Source organism: Aquimarina sp. MAR_2010_214 (assembly GCF_002846555.1).
In the GTDB taxonomy this organism is placed as follows: Bacteria; Bacteroidota; Bacteroidia; order Flavobacteriales; family Flavobacteriaceae; genus Aquimarina.
Genome location: NZ_PJMS01000001.1, coordinates 2108347 through 2131556, shown reverse-complemented (window position 1 = coordinate 2131556; position 23210 = coordinate 2108347). Strand labels below are relative to the sequence as shown.

The 23210-nt window shown below is 36.5% G+C and carries 16 protein-coding genes and 1 tRNA gene; 5 read left to right on the top strand and 12 right to left on the bottom strand.

From position 1 onward, the window contains the following. Positions 1 to 145: 145 nt before the first annotated feature. Entirely contained in the window at positions 146 to 901 is a 756-nt protein-coding gene (locus ATE84_RS08935; protein ID WP_143273601.1) for a hypothetical protein, read from the bottom strand. Positions 902 to 1002: 101 nt separating this feature from the next. Next, positions 1003 to 1791: a hypothetical protein gene (locus tag ATE84_RS08930; RefSeq protein WP_101447633.1), complete on the bottom strand. Its 789-nt coding sequence runs from the start codon at positions 1789 to 1791 to the stop codon at positions 1003 to 1005. A gap of 103 nt (positions 1792 to 1894) precedes the next feature. Between ATE84_RS08930 and pepE the strand changes: the two genes are divergently transcribed. The 4 genes from pepE to ATE84_RS08910 all read left to right on the top strand — a co-directional run bounded on the left by pepE (position 1895) and on the right by ATE84_RS08910 (position 6345). Next, entirely contained in the window at positions 1895 to 2602 is a 708-nt protein-coding gene (gene pepE / locus ATE84_RS08925; RefSeq protein ID WP_101447632.1) for a dipeptidase PepE, read from the top strand. Between the two features lie 10 nt (positions 2603 to 2612). Beyond that, positions 2613 to 3527 carry a glutaminase gene (locus tag ATE84_RS08920; protein WP_101447631.1) on the top strand — a complete coding sequence of 305 codons (915 nt, stop codon included), beginning with the start codon at positions 2613 to 2615 and terminating at the stop codon, positions 3525 to 3527. A 69-nt stretch (positions 3528 to 3596) separates the two neighbouring features. Further along, positions 3597 to 5921 carry a tetratricopeptide repeat protein gene (locus ATE84_RS08915; protein WP_143273600.1) on the top strand — a complete coding sequence of 775 codons (2325 nt, stop codon included), beginning with the start codon at positions 3597 to 3599 and terminating at the stop codon, positions 5919 to 5921. Between the two features lies 1 nt (position 5922). Continuing rightward, positions 5923 to 6345, top strand: coding sequence for a tetratricopeptide repeat protein (locus ATE84_RS08910; protein ID WP_101447629.1), 423 nt, complete (start codon positions 5923 to 5925; stop codon positions 6343 to 6345). A 33-nt stretch (positions 6346 to 6378) separates the two neighbouring features. On the opposite strand, the gene ATE84_RS08905 is transcribed toward ATE84_RS08910, so the two are convergent. From ATE84_RS08905 to ATE84_RS08860, 10 genes are all read right to left on the bottom strand, one after another. Further along, positions 6379 to 8610 carry a tetratricopeptide repeat protein gene (locus tag ATE84_RS08905; protein ID WP_101447628.1) on the bottom strand — a complete coding sequence of 744 codons (2232 nt, stop codon included), beginning with the start codon at positions 8608 to 8610 and terminating at the stop codon, positions 6379 to 6381. Next, positions 8611 to 9741 carry a dTDP-4-amino-4,6-dideoxygalactose transaminase gene (rffA, locus tag ATE84_RS08900; RefSeq protein ID WP_101447627.1) on the bottom strand — a complete coding sequence of 377 codons (1131 nt, stop codon included), beginning with the start codon at positions 9739 to 9741 and terminating at the stop codon, positions 8611 to 8613. A 15-nt stretch (positions 9742 to 9756) separates the two neighbouring features. Then, positions 9757 to 11337, bottom strand: a complete 1581-nt coding sequence (locus ATE84_RS08895; protein ID WP_255412054.1) for an HTTM domain-containing protein — start codon at positions 11335 to 11337, stop codon at positions 9757 to 9759. A 195-nt stretch (positions 11338 to 11532) separates the two neighbouring features. Next, entirely contained in the window at positions 11533 to 12192 is a 660-nt protein-coding gene (locus ATE84_RS08890; RefSeq protein WP_101447625.1) for an acetyltransferase, read from the bottom strand. A gap of 7 nt (positions 12193 to 12199) precedes the next feature. Then, positions 12200 to 12814: a methyltransferase domain-containing protein gene (locus ATE84_RS08885; protein ID WP_101447624.1), complete on the bottom strand. Its 615-nt coding sequence runs from the start codon at positions 12812 to 12814 to the stop codon at positions 12200 to 12202. Further along, positions 12780 to 13724, bottom strand: coding sequence for a glycosyltransferase family 2 protein (locus ATE84_RS08880; protein WP_101447623.1), 945 nt, complete (start codon positions 13722 to 13724; stop codon positions 12780 to 12782). The genes ATE84_RS08885 and ATE84_RS08880 overlap by 35 nt, the downstream gene beginning before the upstream one ends. Continuing rightward, positions 13721 to 14416 (bottom strand): WbqC family protein, encoded by a 696-nt coding sequence (locus tag ATE84_RS08875; RefSeq protein ID WP_233195774.1) that lies wholly within the window; start codon positions 14414 to 14416, stop codon positions 13721 to 13723. Before ATE84_RS08875 ends, ATE84_RS08880 begins: the two co-directional genes overlap by 4 nt. Positions 14417 to 14418: 2 nt before the next feature. After that, complete coding sequence (locus tag ATE84_RS08870) at positions 14419 to 14760, bottom strand: DUF2304 domain-containing protein (protein ID WP_143273599.1); 342 nt, start codon at positions 14758 to 14760, stop codon at positions 14419 to 14421. A gap of 21 nt (positions 14761 to 14781) precedes the next feature. Continuing rightward, positions 14782 to 15501, bottom strand: a complete 720-nt coding sequence (locus ATE84_RS08865; RefSeq protein ID WP_101447621.1) for a glycosyltransferase family 2 protein — start codon at positions 15499 to 15501, stop codon at positions 14782 to 14784. 122 nt (positions 15502 to 15623) lie between these two features. After that, a tRNA-Gly gene (locus tag ATE84_RS08860) sits at positions 15624 to 15696 on the bottom strand. 297 nt (positions 15697 to 15993) lie between these two features. On the opposite strand from ATE84_RS08860, the gene ATE84_RS08855 reads away from it, so the two are divergent. Next, positions 15994 to 23175, top strand: coding sequence for a hypothetical protein (locus ATE84_RS08855; RefSeq protein WP_199176866.1), 7182 nt, complete (start codon positions 15994 to 15996; stop codon positions 23173 to 23175). Positions 23176 to 23210: the final 35 nt, after the last annotated feature.

Sequence of the window (23210 nt, the reverse complement as noted above, 5' to 3'; positions counted from 1 at the left end):
ATGAAATAAAATTATAGTTAAGTATTTTTTCTGCACTTATGGTTGTAAAAATTCATTATTAAAGACAAACTATATCCAATCATGTTACACAGATATCATTTTTATAGTTTTTAGAAATCAAGCTTCTGGTCATAATAAAAAGTAACTAATCCAGCTCTTTATGTTCTTTGTATGATATTACTTTATTCTGAAAAAACTCTACCAGTGTTAACCTTTTAGAGTTTGTCAGTAGATTTTTGAAATAATCATCTTTTGCGCAGTAATACATAAAGTCTGTTATTAAATCTTCTGGTAATTTTAGCTCATCTATAAAAAAGGTAGTATTAAAAGTCGTTTCTCCTTTTTGCACTATGACATCAAGATCTTCTAATGCTTTAATTCTCTTTAGTTTTTTTAATTTACCGCTTAGATAATTAATGGGCCTATCAATTATCCCACTTCTTGCTGTATAGATTCTTCTTTCGGCTTTTGTTGGCTGTGGTTTATCACTAAATGGAAGGCCTAATGTTCTATTATCTACAAAAGGTTGTAACTCCACAGCGCCTAGATCTTTATCGAGGTTACCCGAAAGCTCTATATTGCTTATTTTTACTTGTTCTAATTGTTGTACAATAGGATACAATACAATTGTAATCTTCTTATCTTCAATCTGGTCCTGCTTAACTATAATTGATCGTATTTGATATTGAACAGAAGAAAAAACAATTGAATCTCCTGGACTTGCAGGTATTTCAAAAAATCCCTGTTCATCATTTGTTGTACCAATTTCTTTAGTAAAATTTACAATATTAATGGCGTACCCTTGCAGTGAATCAGCCATAATTTTTCCTTGAAGTGTTTCAGATTGACCAAAAGTTTGCAATGAAATAATTAAGAATAGAAATAGTATAAGTCTTATCATATAAATATCATCAGAAATGACCTTTATTATCCCATATAAAGATCTTCTCTACCAAAGACGATATAACTACAATAAAATTACAAAAGCTTCTTTAGCCTAACTTATTTCTTATGATACAATTTACTTTGATATGCTAAAAACTGCAAAAGATCAAGTTCTTTTCCTGGTTCAAAATATTTTTTATTTAAGCCATTTTCTTCAGCAAAAAAGATAAAATCATTGATTTGATCTATTTCTACTGCCAGGTAATCTTTAAAAAAATCATCATTGTATAAATCTCTAACCTTAACATCAATATCAGAAGAGCGTTTCTTCTTTTTAGAGGCTTTCTTAGTATTATAAACTAACTTAAAAAGATTAACAAAATTTAATCCATTAATCATTCTATCTTCTAAGAACACTTTATTTTCTAATGTAGATAACTCATCTGGTCTAAAATCATAATCAGTATCATTGATTCTTGATGAAGTTTCTTCAGCCACGTCTCCTATCCCACTTTGACTAAATCCTATTTTTTTCACATCTACAGATATGTTACCTACTAAATCATACGGGGTTACCACGACTTCTTCAAGTTGATTCACAGATTCATTAAGAAAAATATTTAATCTCTTGGTATCTACTATTCCTTTATCTACTAGTATTACAAAATTTTGATATTGCATAGCTACAACTTCAATTCTGTCGTTAATTCCTGCACTAATTTTAAACTTTCCTTCTTTAGTAGTTATTGTACCCTTATCGGTACTACGATTATAGACCACCACCCCTTCTACATCATCACCAATAGGTGCGTTAATTTTTCCATTGATCATAACTCTAGAAGTGATTTGGGCCATTGATACACTAACTATAAAACAAACAAAAAGAACAGACAATTTAATCTTCATAATAAACAAGCTTAATTTTATTTTTTAAGATACTACATTTTTTTATTTTCACAGAAGATTTCTAGATAAGAAAACGTTAAACTACTTTTATAAAAAAAATCCAATGACAAACTGTATAATTGCAAGTACATCAACACTTCATGGAAGCGAACCTTTGGCATATTTACAAGACGCCTTAACAAACTTATACTCAGGCATTGAGGAAATACTTTTTATACCATATGCTCGTCCAGGTGGAATTTCTCATGATGAATATACTATAGGTGTTAATAATATTTTTAAAAAAATAAATAAAAGAGTAGTTGGCATACATATGTTTCCAGATCCCATTGAAGCTATAAAAAATGCTAAAGGTATTTATACCGGAGGTGGAAATACGTTTCTATTGGTGGATCAATTATATCGAAATGGAGTTATAGAACCATTAAAAGAAGCTGTTCTTTCGGGAGTACCTTACCTTGGAACAAGTGCAGGAAGTAATATTTGTGGTCTTAACATGAAAACTACAAATGATATGCCTATTGTTTACCCTCCAAACTTTGCAACGTTGGGTGTTGTGCCATTTAATATTAATCCACATTATCTTGATCCTGACCCTAATTCAACACATAAAGGAGAAACCCGAGAAACTCGAATCAAAGAGTTTCATAATCTAAACCCACAACCCGTAGTAGGCATACGAGAAGGAAGCTGGTTAAAGTTGTATGACAACAAAATAACTCTGGAAGGAAATTTAAGTGCTAGAATTTTTGAGAAAGGCAAAGAGCCTTACGAAATAGAAACGGGCAGCTCGTTATCTGGATTAAATTAATAATCATACTTTGGATTATCAACAAATACTTAACGAAATAAGATCTGAGCTCCCTTTAATATCTTATACAGGAAAAGTAGCTTCGTACATTCCGGAATTAGCAAAAATTAGACCTGACAAATTTGGAATGCATCTACATTGTATTAATTCTGGTCATTATAGTTTTGGTGATAACAATGAACGATTTTCTATTCAGAGTATATCAAAGGTATTTGCATTAACTATGGCAATGTCTCTACTTGATGATGAGTTATTTAAACGCGTGGATGTCGAGCCTTCTGGAGATCCATTTAATTCTTTAGTGCAATTAGAATATGAGAATGGGATTCCCAGAAACCCATTTATTAATGCAGGTGCTCTTGTGATATGTGATGTTTTAATATCACTACTAAAGGATCCAAAAAAAGATTTTCTTAATTTTATACATAAGATTACAGGCAATACCGATCTTGAAATCAACCCAAAAGTTTTTCAATCCGAAAAAACGTATAGTTATCGCAATGCTGCCCTATTAAACCTAATGAAATCTTTTGGCAATATTAAAAATGATATTGAAACCGTTCTTGATTTCTATATTTATCAATGTGCTATAGAAATGTCTTGTAAAGAACTTTCTACTGCATTTATGATATACACCAACGGCGGAAAACGATTATGGGACAATGAACTAATACTATCACCCAGAAAGGTAAAACGTATTAATGCAATAATGCAGACCTGTGGTTTTTATGATGAAGCCGGAGAGTTTAGTTATAGAGTAGGTTTACCCGGAAAAAGTGGCGTTGGTGGGGGAATTGTAGCGGTACACCCCGGGCAGTATACTGTAGCAGTATGGAGCCCACCATTAAACCCTAAAGGAAACTCAGAACTTGGAATGTATACCCTAGAACGATTAACAACTTTAACCGGATTGTCTATTTTTTAGGGAACAAAATTTGTTCTATCTGGTAAAACACTTAACTTTATAAAAGACTAACTACTAAAACTTATTTTTTTGAATACATCCAAAAAAAAGAAAACATTATACTTTGTTATTGTTATGATCATAATCACTACGATAACCTATCTAAATCATTTTAACAATTCTTTTCATTTTGATGATATTCACACCATTACTCAAAACCCTAATATTAGAAGTTTAAAAAACATTCCTGTTTTTTTTTCAGATGGAACAACATTTAGTTCTTTACCTCAGAATCAATCTTATCGCCCAATAGTTTCAACCTCTTTGGCATTAGATTATTGGTTGGGAAACGGATATAACATGTTTTATTTTCATCTAACTTCTTTTATACTTTTCCTGCTTCAAGGTTTCCTTATTTTTCTTTTTACTTATAAAATTCTTGATATTTCTTATCCGAACCCCAATAACTTTTATATTACCGCAATCCTAACACTGTGGTACATGCTTCATCCTGTAATGGCTGAAACTATAAACTACATTATTGCTAGATCAGATTTACAGTCAACTTTTTTTGTTCTTTTAGCTTTTGTATTGTATCAATACTCTAATTTTTCGCGAAAAACATATTTATATATATTACCAATTATATTAGGCGCTCTAGCAAAACCTACTGCTGTAATGTTTGCTCCTCTATTTTTGTTTTACACTATCTTATTTGATCAAAAGATAAGTATCCTTAAAGTCTTTTCGCTTAAAAATATCTTAACTCTTATCAAAAAAGTAACTCCCATATTTGTTAGTTGCTTACTCATATATTTATTTACTGATTATATGACTCCAAAAACATTTAGTACAGGATCAACTGAAGTTTTCAGATATCTGATTTCTCAACCATTTGTAATTCTTTATTATTTTGGAAGCCTTTTCTTACCGATCCACTTAAGTGCTGATACAGATTGGATTTTGCTTGAAAATATTTGGTCATATAATTTTCTTATAGGGTTCGTATTCATTATAATTCTACTCTATATAGCTTTAATTACTTCTAAACAAAAAAAATATCGTCCGATTAGTTTTGGAATTTTATGGTTCTTTATTTCATTAGCCCCAACTTCTAGTTTTATCCCCTTAGCAGAAGTAATGAATGACCACAGAATGTTTTTTCCTTATGTTGGATTAATAATAAGTGTTGGCTGGAGTTTTTTATTATTAATTAAATACGTTCAAAAAAAGTATCAACTTAATAAGTGGTATATCATAACACCTATATTTATATTAATATCAGTATATGCATTTGGAACATACCAAAGAAACGAAGTATGGCATAATGATGAAAATTTATGGAAAGATGTCACCATTAAAAGCCCAAAAAATGCTAGAGGATTAATGAATTATGGTATTACAAAAATGGAAAAAGGAGATTATGATAGTGCAGAGGTGTATTTCAAAAAAGCGCTTATAATAAAACCGTATTATCCGTTTTTACATATAAATCTAGGGATATTATATAGCTCAAAAGGAAACAAAACAATTGCTGAAGAGTATTATAAAAAAGCAACAGAATATGGAGTAAAATATTACAGTTCTTGGTTCTATTATGGTAAATTTTTATGGCAGGAAAACCGAAATCAAGAATCAATTGAAAAACTATCCAAATCATTAGAATTATCTCCTAATAGTATTGAAACACGAATCATACTTATGGAAAATTATCTAGAATTAGAAGATTGGAGAAATTTGAATAAAATAGCTTCTAGTACTCTCGAGATAGATAGAAACAATAACAGAGTTCAATTATTTTTATTGGCTAGTATTGAAAAAACCAGTAAACTTGAAGCAGAAGAAAAAAGAATTGCAAATCAACCAACAGCCACAAAATATTTTAATTTAAGTTTTAAATATTATCAAAAAAAACAATATTCTAAATCTATTTCTATTGCAGAAAAAGCAATAACCCTAAACTCTAATTACACTGAAGCTTACAATAATATTTGCAGTGCATATACTATTCTAGGAGATTACAACAAAGCAATCGAAGCTTGTAACAAAGCACTTAAATTAAACCCTAATTATCAGCTTGCCAAAAACAATCTGAAAAATGCACATAATCACAAAGCAAAAACAGAATACCAAATCAATCTATTAAAAAAAGATCCTACCGAAGCAAATTATCTTAATCTAAGCCTATTATATTATAACAATAAACTATTTGAAAAATGTATAAAAATAGCAGAAGAAGGTGTACTAAAGCATCCAAATTCTGATAAATTGTACAATAATATTTGCACTTCTTATAATGCATTAAAAGAATGGAATAAAGCCTTCGAAGCTGGTAAAAAAGGACTAGCTATCAATCCCAACAATCAGCTTCTTAGAAACAATTACAATGTTACCTTAAAGAATATAAAAAACTAGTATGCAAGAAAAAAAAGCAACTAAAAAAAGGATCCACACATTACTAGAATATATGATTTTTCTGGTTATCCCATTAACAATATTCTTTGTTATCACTATAAAAAATAAAAATAAGATTGAAGAAGCAACATCTAACAATTCTACAACTATAATTGATCAAAAAAATCTTGCCCAAGAAAACAAACTAATTAATAAGGCTATTGAATGTATTAATCAAAAAAAATACAAAGAAAGCATTGATATAAATTTAGAAGTATTATCTCTAAATCCTAATAATAAATATGCCTATAACAATATTGGTTTCGCATATGGAAGTTTAAAACAATGGGATATAGGAATAGAATATTGTTCTAAAGCAATTGAATTAGATCCAAATTTTAAGCTTGCAAAAAACAACTTGAATTGGATGAAAAGTAAAAAATAACTTACTTCAGAACCTATTAACTGTCATTAACACTTATTCTTCTCTGCTTAGTCGATCTTTTGCAAATTTTATATTATTCTTAGCTAATTTAAAATCAGGAGCTATTTCTATAGCTCTGTTACAAGCTTCAATAGCCTTATCATATTCTCCCAAAGCATTATAAGAAGTACAAATATTATTATAAGCTATTGCATTATTTGGATCTATTTCCAAAACTTCTTTGCTCACTCTAATGCAATTTTCATAGTCCTTTTTTTGATAATAATTATACCCAAGTGTTAAGTATTCCTTAACCGTAAAAGTTTTACTTTTCATCTTTTTAACGCCATCATTTGCTGCATTTAAATTATTCTGAGTTAATAATACATCTGGTCTTAGCTCCAAAGATTTCTCACAAGCCGCCTTTGCCTCATCATACATAAATAACATATTGTATGATGAACATATGTTATTATATGCTATACTATTATTCGAGTCTAATTGAATAACTTTTTCAGAAGCTTCAATGCATTTAAAATAATTTTGTTCATTATAATATAACAAACTGAGTTCAATATATCCATCCACGGTCGGTTTTTTAGACAACTGTTGTTTTAATGAATGGATATCATTAGGCTTAAAATCATTTTTTACTATAAAACAAACAGGTACATCACCAACTTTTATCTCATGTATCGTATTGAGAGGTGGCCAATTTTCCTTCAAATTTTTATCAAACTTTGCTTCAGTAAGCATAACGATACCATAATCCCAATCAGAAGTATTCTCCCCTGCTAAAACATACTCTAATTTTGAGGTTTTATCCAAATAATATTTAGCTTTTAATTGTTCACCATAGTACATTCGAACCCTTGCTGGTTTCTCCTTACTAATATCTTCAGCATTTTCCTCTAACCACTCTATAGCAGGTTTTATAGCAACTCCCCAATAATCAATTTCATAATTTCCATAAGCGCCTTTTACCCCACCAATAATTGGGCTAAAATACATGGATTGAAAAGGGTGATTGGTCACCATAAATTTTAAAGGTTGTACTAATAACAAAGCAAGAATTATATATATCCCCCATTTAATATTCTTTCCTATTTTAATGGACAGTAATTTATCCCATGACAATCCACATATTACAATCAAAGGTGGCAAAGCAAATAAAAAATGCCTGCCATTATCATAACTATTTGGTCCTCCTAAAACAACTAGTAATATTGGAAAAAGTGAAGCAAATAAAATTATAGAAATATGTACTATTTTTTCTTTCTTTTCTTTAAAAAACAATAACGGAATTAAAATAACACCTAAAATCAAATGCAGTGGCGTAGAAATAATAAATAAACTTTTTATGGTATAATACCATGGCATCTCAAAACTACTATGCCATTCACCCTCAAATAATTGAATACTTATAAACCCCTTAAATTCTTTAAGCACAAAGAACAATTCAATCGGAGCAGTAACAGGGTTAGTATGAAGGTATGGCCAGAAAACACTTGTTGCTATATAAGCCAAGATACATATTGCAGTGATTTTGACCACTACAATCAAATCATTTTTTATTGAAGTTTTATTGATTTTTTGTTTATAGCTCTTAAAAAGCCACCAGGCACCAAAAGCAATAAAAATATAGCCGAAAGCCACAAGTCCCAGAAGTCTAATATTTATAAGCAAGGAGATATTAAGAATTAAATAAAAAGCTCTTTTTAGAGTCACTTTAGGAAGTTCCTTTAGCAATTTTACAATATGAAAGGTAGAGAAAATATAAAATGCTGCAAAAGGAATATCTTTTGGGTTATACATAGCCTGCCCAAATAGAGTTGGAGTTAATATTACAAAAACAAAACACAATAATCCTGTTCTCCACCCTCCTAATTCTTTACCCAATAAGCCGCAAAACAGAAATAATAACAGTCCAAAAATAGAATTGATAATATTTCTCAATTCATACTCTCCTACAAATGAAAAATATTGATACAAAAAATTAGATAGCAAATCAAAAACGCCTCCAAATCCATTCATTCCTCTTTTTTGATTTAGCTCACTTGTAGAAATATTAATAAGTGCTCCATTTTCATCTATAGGGCTTAGTGCTGCTGTATCATCTAAACCTTTAAAGTAATCAAGAATACGTTTTCCATGTTCGTTATGCAATCTAGCATCCTCTGTTATCCCATAATCAAAACTTAAAAAAGGCATTAAGAAGCCTATCATAATTGCTAAGATTATAAAGCCTTTTTTATAGTTCATTTTAAAGGGCAGCTCAAATTTCATTTATCTACTTTTTTTAAATTGATCAATCAAAGTTATAATCTTATTTTGACTCTCTGTATCCAATTCATAATACAATGGCAATCGTAATAATGTATTTGAAAAGGTATCACAATTTACAAGCTCTAAAGATTCATTTTCTTTAACATAGAATGGGCTTTTGTGAAGAGATAAATAGTGAAAAACACTATGAATATCGTATCCCTTCAAGAAAGAAATAAGATCTGTTCTTTCTTGTATACTATTACAGGTTATATAAAACAAATGGCCATTAACAGTAGCATACTCTGGAACATCAGGGAGTTCTAAAAAACCTTCTTTTTTAAGATTTTGTAATCCTTTGTAATAGAAATTCCATAATTTTTTCCTTCTGGCTTGAATCTTTTCTAAATTTTCTAATTGCGCATACAAAAAAGCTGCTGTTACATCAGAAGGGAGAAAAGAAGATCCAATATCAACCCACGAATATTTATCTACTTCTCCTCTAAAAAAAGCAGAACGATTGGTCCCTTTTTCCCATATTATTTCTGCCCGATTATCAAAACGTTCATCATTAATGACTAGCATTCCTCCTTCTCCTGAGATTATATTTTTGGTTTCATGAAATGAAAATGCTGCCAAATGACCTATAGTTCCTAATGGTTTATCTTTATAATATGAATCTATCGCCTGCGCAGCATCTTCTATAACATATAGATTATGTGTATCTGCAAGACGCATAATTTTATCCATATCACATGCTATTCCAGCATAATGAACCACAACAATTGCTTTTGTTTTTGACGTAATTAACTCTTCTAAACCATTTGCATCCATATTTGGATTTTGAGCAGCACTATCAGCAAAAATTATTTTTGCTCCCCGTAAAACAAAAGCGTTAGCCGTAGAAACAAAAGTATAAGATGGCATTATAACTTCGTCGCCTGGTTCTATATCAATTAAAATTGCAGCCATCTCCAAAGCATCAGTACAGGAAGATGTAAGTAAGCAATTGCGAAACCCCATCTTTTCTTCGAAATAAGAATGACATTTTTCAGTATAATATCCATTTCCAGAGATTTTACCGCGAGCTACAGCATCTTTGATATAATACAATTCGTCTCCAGTCATATAAGGCTTATTAAAAGGTATCATATCGTATTCTTATATTTATTGTTTAGAATTAGAATCCCAAAAGAACTGTGGATTTTTATTTTTCCATATTAATATGCCTGTCTTTTCCCAGGGAGAATCTATATTTTTACGTAATAGATCTTTTTCCCATTTAAATGAGACATTAATCTTTTTCCTTACAATTTCGAACTCTTGTTTCAAGGATAAATCGATTTCATTTCGGTGTGCCCAAAATAAAGAATAATCCATTAGTCCTTTTTTCAAAGAATAGGTATCCTTTGTCACATATGGTTTATTTACCCTCCACAACCAATTTACATAAACACCACCAGTTAAATAATCATCAGGCATACCTTTTTCATTTAGAATTGGCAGGAATTTATTATTATATTTTAAACCGTAAACATTATTATATCCTTTAAAATGGTCATCCATAAATACAGGGTGTTCACATATTCCTAAATATTTCACTAAATTTTGGTTAACAAAATAAGTTGTAGAATTAGAATCGAAAAAACTATAGTGTACCTGCAGTTGAAAAACAATTACTAAAAAGAAAAATGATCCTAGTATACTATTTCTTAGTTTATCTTGCTTTCGATTGTACGGATTATCATCAGTTACTTCTATTAATTTTATTTTTTTGAAGGTAGCTCCTGAATTTTTATTAATAGACTCTTTGTAAAGATTTATTTTATTACCAAACAGTATTGGAAAGCATAAAGGAGAAATCTTAACAACCTTTTTTAACAAATTTTGTTTGGCATAACTTACATTTTCTGTATCTACTGCATATATTTTTTCTTTCTTACCCTCGGGTAGTTTATCAATTGATTCTTTAACATCAAAATACTCAATAAATTTAATCCGATTAAGAACATCCAAACTTTGAATTATAACTTTTAATCTCTGACAGAATATATCTGAACTATCATAAAAAACTGTAAGGCTTTCTTTAGTATTCTTTAGTTTATTCCAAATTTTATCCCACCATGAAACCGGAACTAAAAGTAAATAAATTGCAATACAACCAAAGGCAAAATAAGGTATTGGATATTCAATATATATCCCTAAATGTAGTCCAAAACCAATAATTAATAACGGTATTCTGAATTTTTTATTCCAAAATAAAAAAACAAACATAAACTCAAATGTCATTGTCAAATAGGATAAAAACTTAGTCAACAATTCTTGGTTTAGTATCCATTGATTATTTGCAATAGAGACATGTGAAAGTGATGAAGGTAACCACATACCTAAACCTCGAAGCCACATCGGAGACTGTATTTTATAAAAGATAACCGAATCTAAATAAACAATTCCAAGCCCAACAAAGACAGGCAATAAATAATTAATCTTTGATATTTTAGAAGGAACATATATTAAGCCCAGACCTAAATACTTTAATTTCTTAAATATTACATCAATAGATAAAGATTTTTGTATAGGTAAAAATATAAGTAAAAAGTTCATCCCTATATATACATAAAACATATGATATGCATAATTGGTACTACTAGAAATAAATATTAGGGTAAACAAATAATTAATAATTGTAGCTAATCTGGTATAAAAACCTATAATGATAAAAATAAGAATTATCATCCATAATAACAATAATAACTTGGTATCAGGGAAATGAGTATCAAGGTAGGGTAATTTATCAAAATAAAGTTGACGATAATTGAATATTTTGATGATTTCAAACAAAAAATTAAGGCTATAAGCTATTCTAAAAATAGCCAGACCTTTTGCCGAAATTTTTTTAGTAAATATGTTAATTATACTATTCAATCTAGAGTATTAAAATAATTAAACATGGGTTTCTATACTATCATTACGTAATAGGTCTGTACCTTTTGTAGAGTATACACCATTTTTTATGGTATTCTTTTTAATTACAGCTCCACATCCAACAATACAATATTCAGCAATGGTAACATGATCTCTTATTGTAGCGTTTATTCCTATAAAGCAATTATTCTTAATTGTAATTTTTCCAGAAACAGCAACCGATGGTGCCAGAAAACAATGATCTCCAATTGTAGAATGATGTGCTATCACTGTTCCCGACCACAAGACAGTATTACAACCTATCGTAACACCTGGTTCTACAACACAACCATCAAAAATAAAACTATTTTCGCCTATCATTCTGGCATCCCAAACATTAGCTCTTGGGCTTATATATGTAACAAAATTGTAACCGATATTTTTTGCTTCAAGATATAAACGCTCTCTAACAGTATTAACTTTATTAGGCCCAATGGCTATTAATAGTTCATGTGTTTGTGGAGAGAAGTTATTTATTATATCTTCAAAATCAACAACTGGCAAACCACAAAACTCTTCTACAGTCTTGAACGCTTTCTCAACAGAAAAAGCTATAACTTCATTATAATTATCTCTTTTCAAATAGTGATATGCCATTTCAGCATAATCACCAGTTCCAACAATAACAATAGATTTCATATATTGCCTATTTATATATAACGAGGGTTAATTCATAAAGATCATAAGCATGATCAATAATAAAATTCCTCGTCATTTTTTCTACAACAAAAGAAGTTAATCTATTTAAATCAGGATAATACAATCGATCATATTCATAATCTACATGTGGAGTCATTAGATTTAAAATAACTTTCTCATTACTAACTTTAAACATATTTTCTATGGATTCAAAAACATAGGCTTCCCAATCATTTATTTTCGAATCCAATCTTGCATTATAAGTACCAGAAGCAATTACATAATCAAAATTTTCAGAGATATTTTCAATACTAGTTAGTTGAGCCTTATCATCACCATAAATATTTGTAACCTGATCAATCATATCAGGAACTATATCGATTCCTTTATAGGTAAAATGAAATTCTTTTTTTTGACAATATCCTAAATAGCCACCCCCCCCACAGCCAACATCCAAAACAGAAGGTTTATTAGAGAAATCTATATATTTATTAATTATTTCAAATCTCAAATCCTGAGTCTCTTCATTTTTCCAATCCATTCCTTTGGCTCCAAACCCATATTCTTCTACCTGATTTTTATAATAGTTAACTATTTTTTCCTTGTTTGGTATTTTTTTCATCGTAAATCTTCTTGATAATAGTTAATGGTCGTTGCTTAGTTTCTTCAAAAATTTTAGATAAATATATCCCTAATATACCAACACTTAAGATTATTAAGCCACTCAAAAACCAAATAGACAAAATTAACGATGGCCAGCCGCTTAAATAATCTTTATAAAAAAGGCTAGATATTAGATAATACATTATAAAAAGGAATGACACAAAACTGATTATTAATCCTAAATAAAAAACATATATTAATAAATTTTTAGTTGAAGATGTTATTGCATTAACTAATAGAGCTAACTTTCTTCTGGTACTATAGGTCGATGTACCTTTCCCCAATTTTTTGACTTCAATTGGTAGTTGAGTATATCCAACAAGTGCAAAAACACCTCCAAGAAATAATTCTCTTTCAGAAAAATCTTTTAAGGCCTCTATATATTGTTTATTCATTAATCTAGCCATTAAAATATTTTCCTCAATAGGGACATCTGCTAAGTTATTGAATATTTTATAAAATATCTTTCCTGTTATTCTTTCTACAAACCCGCCTTTCCTAGTTTTTTGCACTCCAAAAACTACATCAACATTTTGCTCACTCATTTCTTTATAAAAGATTGTAAGCAACTCTGGCTCTTCTTCTAGATCTGAATCTAATAAAAAAACATAATCTCCTTTTGTATATTTTAATCCAGTCATAACAGCCTTATGGTGTCCAAAATTCCTAGATAATTCTATTAACTTAACTTTGGGATCAGAATTTCTAATTTCCAGAACTTTTAGGCTAGAATGATCAGGAGAACCGTCATTAACAAATACAATTTCATAATCCTCCGTAAGCTCTCTAGCTACTTTTTGAACTCTTTCATAAAACTCTTTAACAAACCGTTCAGATTTGTATAAAGTTGTAACTATTGATAACTTCATGAATTAAAACTTTTCAAAAATAAATTTGCTTTTTCGCCTTCATTAAAAATCAAATCTAAAACACTTACTCCATGTTCAAAAGGAATCGACATCTGATTATATTCTTTATATCCAGAATAATTTATCCATTCTATCTCTATTGAGTTCTCATGAAAGAGTTCATTTTTGATATAAGATTTTGCAGCTGGTCCTGAAACATAAACTTTTGCTTCCAATTTGTTACAAGCATCGATTAATCTTTCATTTGCATCTCCAACAAGAAAAAGTTCTTTACTATCAATTATCTGAGTTTTTATATTTAAAATATCACAAATCTCTAAAATAAACTTCTTGTTGATTTCACTCAACATTAAAGTATCTATTTCTAAATACAATTTCTCGAACCGTTCTTTATAATTTTTAAAAAAAGGAGCTCTACCATATATTGCCTGTATAGTCTTCCAATGTTTCACATTCCATTTAGGTAAAAAAACCTCTATTTCATCGATTCTTTGATCCAAACTTTTATGCTTAACGGGAATCGTAATCCATTCAGTACCTTTTTTAGTCTTTACAATATTTCGATTACGCCAATCATTTTTTGTATACTGAACTTCATCATAAATCACAAACACATCAACCATGTTGATCATGTCAAAATATCCCTTCCAAGGAATATAATTTGATTGTGAAATTGCAATTTTTTTATTCAAACCTATTGTTTTTTATCCTCTTTGTTTTTTAATAATGCTATCTCTTGTGCAAGTTTCTTATTTTGTTCATAAAGTCTAGACACAACAATACTAATATGTAGCAAATACATGAAAATCATAAAAACACTTACTGTAAAAACAAAATTTGGAGGTTCATATATCCCTAAAATATTAGAAACATAGTCTAACCCTTCTCGCCAAAATGAAAAAAGAATTAAGAAAAACGTGCAACAAATCCATATAATCGAATATTCCTCTCTTAACTTCCCTCTTACAATCAGTCTAATTACAAAAAATGTAAAAAGCAAGCTCGCAATAATAGCAATAATTTGAATTTTTTCCATTTCAATAGATTTAAGAAACAATTAAGTGTTTTTTTGAAACTTAACACGAATAAAAGTAAAAAAAATTCCTAATGTAACCTTAATCATATAATATACAGATGAAACAAACCCTATAGAAGAAACCCCTCCTAACCTCTCTTTCATCTCAACAGGAACTTCTTTAATCTTTAAATTATTCAATCGAAAAAACACAATAGACTCTGGTTCGGGATATTCATCAGGATAATAATCACATACCAACTTAAGAACTTTACAATTAACCAATCTAAATCCCGATGTACAATCAGTAATTTTAATTCCTAACAATACCTTATTTAGCCACATAAAATATTGAATCCCAAAACGTCTTAAAGCAGTAGATTGAAAACCTTCATTAAGAATAAAACGAGAACCTATAATTACATCACAATTATCCTTAATCATATTTAAAAATAGTTTCTCTATTTCATTAGCAGGATGCTGACCATCACCATCTACCTGTATCGCATAATCATATTTATTTTCATAAGCATATTTAAACCCCGTTTGAACAGCCCCTCCAATTCCAAGGTTTACAGGTAAGTCAAGAACTGTACAGTTTAAAGATTTTACAATCTCAACAGTTCTATCTCTCGAACAGTCATTAACAACAATAGGGTCAATCCCAAACTGTAGGCTTTTAATATCAATAATACTATCAACAACAGCTTCAATATTCTCTTCTTCATTAAAAGCAGGTATAATAGCGGCAATTTTGATCATAGAATTCAAAACATTCTTTTATTTTCCCTAAATTAGAGAATATAAAAATTCAGAAGCTAAGTTAAGGAAACAAAAAAAATGAAAAAAGATCTAACTGAAAACAATTAGATCTTTTTATAGAGAGCGGGAGACCAGGTTCGAACTGGCGACATTCAGCTTGGAAGGCTGACGCTCTACCAACTGAGCTACTCCCGCCTTTTGCAGCGACAAATGTATTAGATTTCTTCTAAACTAGAAAATAAATAAATATTTATTTATGATAAATTCAAGTTAATTTTTAACAAAAAATGATTCTAAACATTTTTTTATGTGCATTTTAACGGTAAAAATTGTTTTTTGTCGAAAAAATAGTATATTTGCCTAATTGATAACATTTTAAGAAAATATCAATTTATATTTATGCCAAAAAAAAATGAAAGCTGTTTTAACCATATACCGATTATGGTTAAACAGTAATTTATTTGAGTTTTAATTATAAATAAAACGTAAAATATGAAGATAAAATTACCCCTCATAATCTTATTTTTATCTTTAGCAACTGCTCAGGCTCAGGTCAAAGTTGGTGATAACCCCAATCAAATAGATTCTTTTTCTATTTTAGAATTGGAAAGTAGTAATAAGACATTCGTTCTCACTAGAGTTACTACAACTCAAATGAATGCAATGACTCCATTAAATGGAGCATTAGCATACAACACAACTGTCAATTGCGTCTTTCAATATAACAATAATAGCTGGTCTAGTCTATGTACCGGCAATGATGATCAACAACTATCTTTTAACCCTACGACAAACATTTTAAGTTTGGAAGATGGAGGATCTGTTGATTTATCTTCTCTAATATCAGCAGGCCCTATAGGACCGACCGGTGCACAAGGACCAACAGGAAATACAGGTGCCACTGGAGCAACCGGTGCGCAAGGAGCAACAGGAAATACAGGTGCTACTGGAGCAACTGGTGCACAAGGACCAACAGGAAATACAGGTGCAACTGGTGCACAAGGATCTACTGGTAACACAGGTGCTACTGGAGCAACAGGAGCAACAGGAGCACAAGGACCAACAGGAAATACAGGTGCCACTGGAGCAACAGGTGCACAAGGACCTACTGGAAATACAGGTGCCACTGGAGCAACTGGAGCGCAAGGACCAACAGGGAATACAGGTGCTACTGGAGCAACAGGTGCACAAGGACCAACAGGAAATACAGGTGCTACTGGAGCAACAGGTGCACAAGGACCTACTGGAAATACAGGTGCCACTGGAGCAACCGGTGCACAAGGACCAACAGGAAACACGGGTGCCACTGGAGCACAAGGAAATACTGGTGCGCAAGGACCAACAGGAAACACAGGTGCACAAGGACCAACAGGAAATACAGGTGCCACTGGAGCAACCGGTGCACAAGGACCAACAGGTAATACAGGTGCCACTGGAGCAACCGGTGCACAAGGACCAACAGGAAACACAGGTGCTACTGGTGCAACAGGAGCGCAAGGACCTACAGGAAACACGGGTGCCACTGGAGCAACTGGAGCACAAGGACCTACTGGAAATACAGGTGCCACTGGAGCAACTGGAGCACAAGGACCAACAGGAAATACAGGTGCCACTGGAGCAACCGGTGCACAAGGACCTACTGGTAATACAGGTGTAACTGGAGCAACTGGTGCACAAGGACCTACTGGTAATACAGGTGCTACTGGAGCAACCGGTGCACAAGGACCAACAGGAAATACAGGTGCAACTGGAGCAACAGGAAATACAGGTGCCACTGGAGCAACTGGTGCGCAAGGACCAACAGGAAATACAGGTGCCACTGGAGCAACTGGTGCACAAGGACCAACAGGAAACACAGGTGCTACTGGAGCAACTGGTGCGCAAGGACCAACAGGAAATACAGGTGCCACTGGAGCAACTGGTGCACAAGGACCAACAGGAAACACAGGTGCTACTGGTGCAACAGGAGCGCAAGGACCTACAGGAAACACGGGTGCCACTGGAGCAACTGGAGCACAAGGACCAACAGGAAATACAGGTGCCATTGGAGCAACCGGTGCACAAGGAAATACTGGAGCACAAGGACCTACAGGAAACACGGGTGCCACTGGAGCAACCGGTGCACAAGGACCAACAGGAAATACAGGTGCCACTGGAGCAACCGGTGCACAAGGACCAACAGGAAATACAGGTGCCACTGGAGCAACCGGTGCGCAAGGACCAACAGGGAATACAGGTGCCACTGGAGCAACAGGAACACAAGGACCAACAGGAAATATAGGTGCCACTGGAGCAACCGGTGCACAAGGACCAACAGGAAACACAGGTGCCACTGGAGCAACTGGTGCACAAGGACCTACTGGAAATACAGGTGCCACTGGAGCAACTGGTGCACAAGGACCAACAGGGAATACAGGTGCCACTGGAGCACAAGGACCAACAGGAAATACAGGTGCCACTGGAGCAACTGGTGCACAAGGACCAACAGGAAATACAGGTGCCACTGGAGCAACAGGAAATACAGGTGCTACTGGAGCGACAGGTGCACAAGGAGCAACAGGAAACACAGGTGCCACTGGAGCAACTGGAGCACAAGGACCAACAGGAAATACAGGTGCCACTGGAGCAACCGGTGCACAAGGAGCAACAGGAAACACAGGTGCTACTGGTGCAACAGGAGCGCAAGGACCTACAGGAAACACGGGTGCCACTGGAGCAACCGGTGCACAAGGACCAACAGGTAATACAGGTGCTACTGGAGCAACTGGTGTGCAAGGAAATACTGGTGCGCAAGGACCAACAGGAAATACAGGTGCCACTGGAGCAACTGGTGCGCAAGGACCAACAGGAAATACAGGTGCCACTGGAGCAACCGGTGCACAAGGAGCAACAGGAAACACAGGTGCTACTGGTGCAACAGGAGCGCAAGGACCTACAGGAAACACGGGTGCCACTGGAGCAACCGGTGCACAAGGACCAACAGGTAATACAGGTGCTACTGGAGCAACTGGTGTGCAAGGAAATACTGGTGCGCAAGGACCAACAGGAAATACAGGTGCCACTGGAGCAACTGGTGCGCAAGGAAATACTGGAGCACAAGGACCTACAGGAAACACGGGTGCCACTGGAGCAACTGGAGCACAAGGACCAACAGGAAATACAGGTGCCACTGGAGCAACCGGTGCACAAGGAAATACTGGAGCACAAGGACCTACAGGAAACACGGGTGCCACTGGAGCAACCGGTGCACAAGGACCAACAGGAAACACAGGTGCCACTGGAGCAACCGGTGCACAAGGACCAACAGGAAATACAGGTGCCACTGGAGCAACCGGTGCGCAAGGACCAACAGGGAATACAGGTGCCACTGGAGCAACAGGAACACAAGGACCAACAGGGAATACAGGTGCCACTGGAGCAACAGGAACACAAGGACCAACAGGAAATACAGGTGCCACTGGAGCAACCGGTGCACAAGGACCAACAGGAAACACAGGTGCCACTGGAGCAACTGGAGCACAAGGACCTACTGGAAATACAGGTGCCACTGGAGCAACTGGTGCACAAGGACCAACAGGGAATACAGGTGCCACTGGAGCAACTGGAGCACAAGGACCTACTGGAAATACAGGTGCCACTGGAGCAACTGGTGCACAAGGACCTACTGGAAATACAGGTGCTACTGGTGCACAAGGACCAACAGGAAATACAGGTGCCACTGGAGCAACAGGTGCACAAGGACCAACAGGGAATACAGGTGCTACTGGAGCGACAGGTGCACAAGGACCAACAGGAAACACAGGTGCCACTGGAGCAACTGGAGCACAAGGACCAACAGGAAATACAGGTGCCACTGGAGCAACCGGTGCACAAGGACCAACAGGAAACACAGGTGCTACTGGTGCAACAGGAGCGCAAGGACCTACAGGAAACACGGGTGCCACTGGAGCAACCGGTGCACAAGGACCAACAGGAAATACAGGTGCCACTGGAGCAACAGGTGCACAAGGACCAACAGGTAATACAGGTGCTACTGGAGCAACTGGTGTGCAAGGAAATACTGGTGCGCAAGGACCAACAGGAAATACAGGTGCCACTGGAGCAACTGGTGCACAAGGACCTACAGGAAATACAGGTGCTACTGGAGCAACTGGTGCACAAGGAAATACTGGAGCACAAGGACCAACAGGAAACACGGGTGCCACTGGAGCAACAGGAGCACAAGGACCTACTGGAAATACAGGTGCCACTGGAGCAACTGGAGCACAAGGACCAACAGGAAATACAGGTGCCACTGGAGCAACCGGTGCACAAGGACCAACAGGAAACACAGGTGCTACTGGTGCAACAGGAGCGCAAGGACCTACAGGAAACACGGGTGCCACTGGAGCAACCGGTGCACAAGGACCAACAGGAAATACAGGTGCCACTGGAGCAACAGGTGCACAAGGACCAACAGGTAATACAGGTGCTACTGGAGCAACTGGTGTGCAAGGAAATACTGGTGCGCAAGGACCAACAGGAAATACAGGTGCCACTGGAGCAACTGGTGCACAAGGACCTACAGGAAATACAGGTGCTACTGGAGCAACTGGTGCACAAGGAAATACTGGAGCACAAGGACCAACAGGAAACACGGGTGCCACTGGAGCAACAGGAGCACAAGGACCTACTGGAAATACAGGTGCCACTGGAGCAACTGGAGCACAAGGAGCAACAGGAAACACAGGTGCCACTGGAGCAACCGGTGCACAAGGACCAACAGGAAATACAGGTGCTACTGGAGCAACAGGTGCACAAGGACCAACAGGTAATACAGGTGCTACTGGTGCAACAGGAGCGCAAGGACCAACAGGAAATACAGGTGCCACTGGAGCAACAGGAAATACAGGTGCCACTGGAGCAACCGGTGCACAAGGACCAACAGGAAATACAGGTGCCACTGGAGCAACTGGTGCACAAGGACCAACAGGAAACACAGGTGCCACTGGAGCAACTGGTGCACAAGGACCAACAGGAAACACAGGTGCCACTGGAGCAACCGGTGCACAAGGACCAACAGGAAATACAGGTGCCACTGGAGCAACCGGTGCACAAGGACCAACTGGTAATACTGGTGCCACTGGAGCAACCGGTGCACAAGGACCAACAGGAAATACAGGTGCCACTGGAGCAACAGGAGCAACAGGAGCACAAGGACCTACTGGTAATACAGGTGCCACTGGAGCAACTGGTGCACAAGGACCAACAGGAAACACAGGTGCCACTGGAGCAACAGGAGCGCAAGGACCTACAGGTAATACAGGTGCAACTGGAGCAACCGGTGCACAAGGACCAACTGGTAATACAGGTGCCACTGGAGCAACCGGAGCGCAAGGACCAACTGGTAATACAGGTGCTACTGGTGCAACAGGAGCGCAAGGACCAACAGGAAATACAGGTGCCACTGGAGCAACAGGAAATACAGGTGCCACTGGAGCAACCGGTGCACAAGGACCAACTGGTAATACAGGTGCCACTGGAGCAACCGGTGCACAAGGACCAACAGGTAATACAGGTGCCACTGGAGCAACCGGTGCACAAGGACCAACAGGAAATACAGGTGCCACTGGAGCAACAGGAGCACAAGGACCAACAGGAAATACAGGTGCCACTGGAGCAACCGGTGCACAAGGACCAACTGGTAATACAGGTGCTACTGGTGCAACAGGAGCACAAGGACCTACTGGAAATACAGGTGCCACTGGAGCAACTGGAGCACAAGGAGCAACAGGAAATACAGGTGCCACTGGAGCAACCGGTGCACAAGGACCAACAGGAAACACAGGTGCTACTGGTGCAACAGGAGCGCAAGGACCAACAGGGAATACAGGTGCCACTGGAGCAACCGGTGCACAAGGACCTACTGGTAATACAGGTGTAACTGGAGCAACAGGTGCACAAGGACCAACAGGAAATACAGGTGCCACTGGAGCAACCGGTGCACAAGGATCAACAGGAAACACAGGTGCCACTGGAGCAACCGGTGCACAAGGACCTACAGGAAATACAGGTGCAACTGGAGCAACAGGAGCACAAGGACCAACAGGAAATACAGGTGCTACTGGAGCAACCGGTGCACAAGGACCTACTGGAAATACAGGTGCCACTGGAGCAACAGGAGCACAAGGACCAACAGGAAACACAGGTGCAACTGGAGCAACTGGTGCACAAGGACCTACTGGTAATACAGGTGCTACTGGAGCAACCGGTGCACAAGGACCAACAGGTAATACAGGTGCCACTGGAGCAACCGGTGCACAAGGACCAACAGGAAATACAGGTGCTACTGGAGCAACCGGTGCACAAGGACCAACAGGAAATACAGGTGCTACTGGTGCAACAGGAGCGCAAGGACCAACAGGAAATACAGGTGCCACTGGAGCAACCGGTGCACAAGGACCTACTGGTAATACAGGTGCTACTGGAGCAACTGGTGCACAAGGAAATACTGGAGCACAAGGACCAACAGGAAACACGGGTGCCACTGGAGCAACAGGAGCGCAAGGACCTACAGGTAATACAGGTGCCACTGGAGCAACAGGAGCGCAAGGACCTACTGGTAATACAGGTGCTACTGGTGCAACAGGAGCGCAAGGACCAACAGGAAATACAGGTGCCACTGGAGCAACCGGTGCACAAGGAAATACTGGAGCACAAGGACCAACAGGAAACACGGGTGCCACTGGAGCAACCGGTGCGCAAGGACCTACAGGAAACACGGGTGCCACTGGAGCAACTGGTGCGCAAGGAGCAACTGGTAATACAGGTGCCACTGGAGCAACAGGAGCGCAAGGACCAACAGGAAACACGGGTGCCACTGGAGCAACCGGTGCGCAAGGACCTACAGGAAACACGGGTGCCACTGGAGCAACCGGTGCACAAGGACCAACAGGGAATACAGGTGCCACTGGAGCAACCGGTGCGCAAGGAGCAACTGGTAATACAGGTGCCACTGGAGCAACCGGTGCGCAAGGACCTACTGGTAATACAGGTGCCACTGGAGCAACCGGTGCACAAGGACCAACAGGTAATACAGGTGCCACTGGTGCAACCGGTGCACAAGGACCAACAGGTAATACAGGTGCAACTGGAGCAACCGGTGCGCAAGGACCTACTGGTAATACAGGTGCTACTGGAGCAACTGGTGCGCAAGGTGACCCTGCAACAGATGATCAAACACTTTCTACCGATGGGACTCCAGGTAATGTCTCTATAAGTGGTGGAAATACAATTAACCTAAGTGTTGTAAGTACAGATGCCAATAATCAAGTAACAGCAGGAACTGATGGTGGAGCGTTCTTTATTAGTCCTGTAAAAGCGATGGGGAAAGTCGCTGGTAATGGAACTGCTGCTAAAATATCAAATGCAACCGTTTCTAGAATAAATGAAGGTGATTATCAGATAACATTTACAACTCCAATGCCGGATGATAATTATATCATTCAATTAGCAATCATAGATTGTGGAGGTGATTGCCCTGGTAATACCGGAGCAGACTATGATGATCCTGGTATCACATATTATAGTCAAACTACGGCCGGATTTAGAGTTAATATAGGAGATAGCGACAATGGGACTAATCAAAAAGATGATATAGATCTAGAATTCATGTTTACTGTACTTGATTTTTAACTTAATTGTTTTACTCATCATTTAATAAAACTAGA

What these genes read in the sequence shown, in the direction of transcription:
- ATE84_RS08935 (WP_143273601.1), bottom strand. Translation starts at nt 901, where the DNA reads ATGATAAGACTTATACTATTTCTATTCTTAATTATTTCATTGCAAACT.
- ATE84_RS08930 (WP_101447633.1), bottom strand. Translation starts at nt 1,791, where the DNA reads ATGAAGATTAAATTGTCTGTTCTTTTTGTTTGTTTTATAGTTAGTGTA.
- pepE (WP_101447632.1), top strand. Translation starts at nt 1,895, where the DNA reads ATGACAAACTGTATAATTGCAAGTACATCAACACTTCATGGAAGCGAA.
- ATE84_RS08910 (WP_101447629.1), top strand. Translation starts at nt 5,923, where the DNA reads ATGCAAGAAAAAAAAGCAACTAAAAAAAGGATCCACACATTACTAGAA.
- ATE84_RS08905 (WP_101447628.1), bottom strand. Translation starts at nt 8,610, where the DNA reads ATGAAATTTGAGCTGCCCTTTAAAATGAACTATAAAAAAGGCTTTATA.
- rffA (WP_101447627.1), bottom strand. Translation starts at nt 9,741, where the DNA reads ATGATACCTTTTAATAAGCCTTATATGACTGGAGACGAATTGTATTAT.
- ATE84_RS08890 (WP_101447625.1), bottom strand. Translation starts at nt 12,192, where the DNA reads ATGAAATCTATTGTTATTGTTGGAACTGGTGATTATGCTGAAATGGCA.
- ATE84_RS08885 (WP_101447624.1), bottom strand. Translation starts at nt 12,814, where the DNA reads ATGAAAAAAATACCAAACAAGGAAAAAATAGTTAACTATTATAAAAAT.
- ATE84_RS08880 (WP_101447623.1), bottom strand. Translation starts at nt 13,724, where the DNA reads ATGAAGTTATCAATAGTTACAACTTTATACAAATCTGAACGGTTTGTT.
- ATE84_RS08870 (WP_143273599.1), bottom strand. Translation starts at nt 14,760, where the DNA reads ATGGAAAAAATTCAAATTATTGCTATTATTGCGAGCTTGCTTTTTACA.
- ATE84_RS08865 (WP_101447621.1), bottom strand. Translation starts at nt 15,501, where the DNA reads ATGATCAAAATTGCCGCTATTATACCTGCTTTTAATGAAGAAGAGAAT.
- ATE84_RS08855 (WP_199176866.1), top strand. Translation starts at nt 15,994, where the DNA reads ATGAAGATAAAATTACCCCTCATAATCTTATTTTTATCTTTAGCAACT.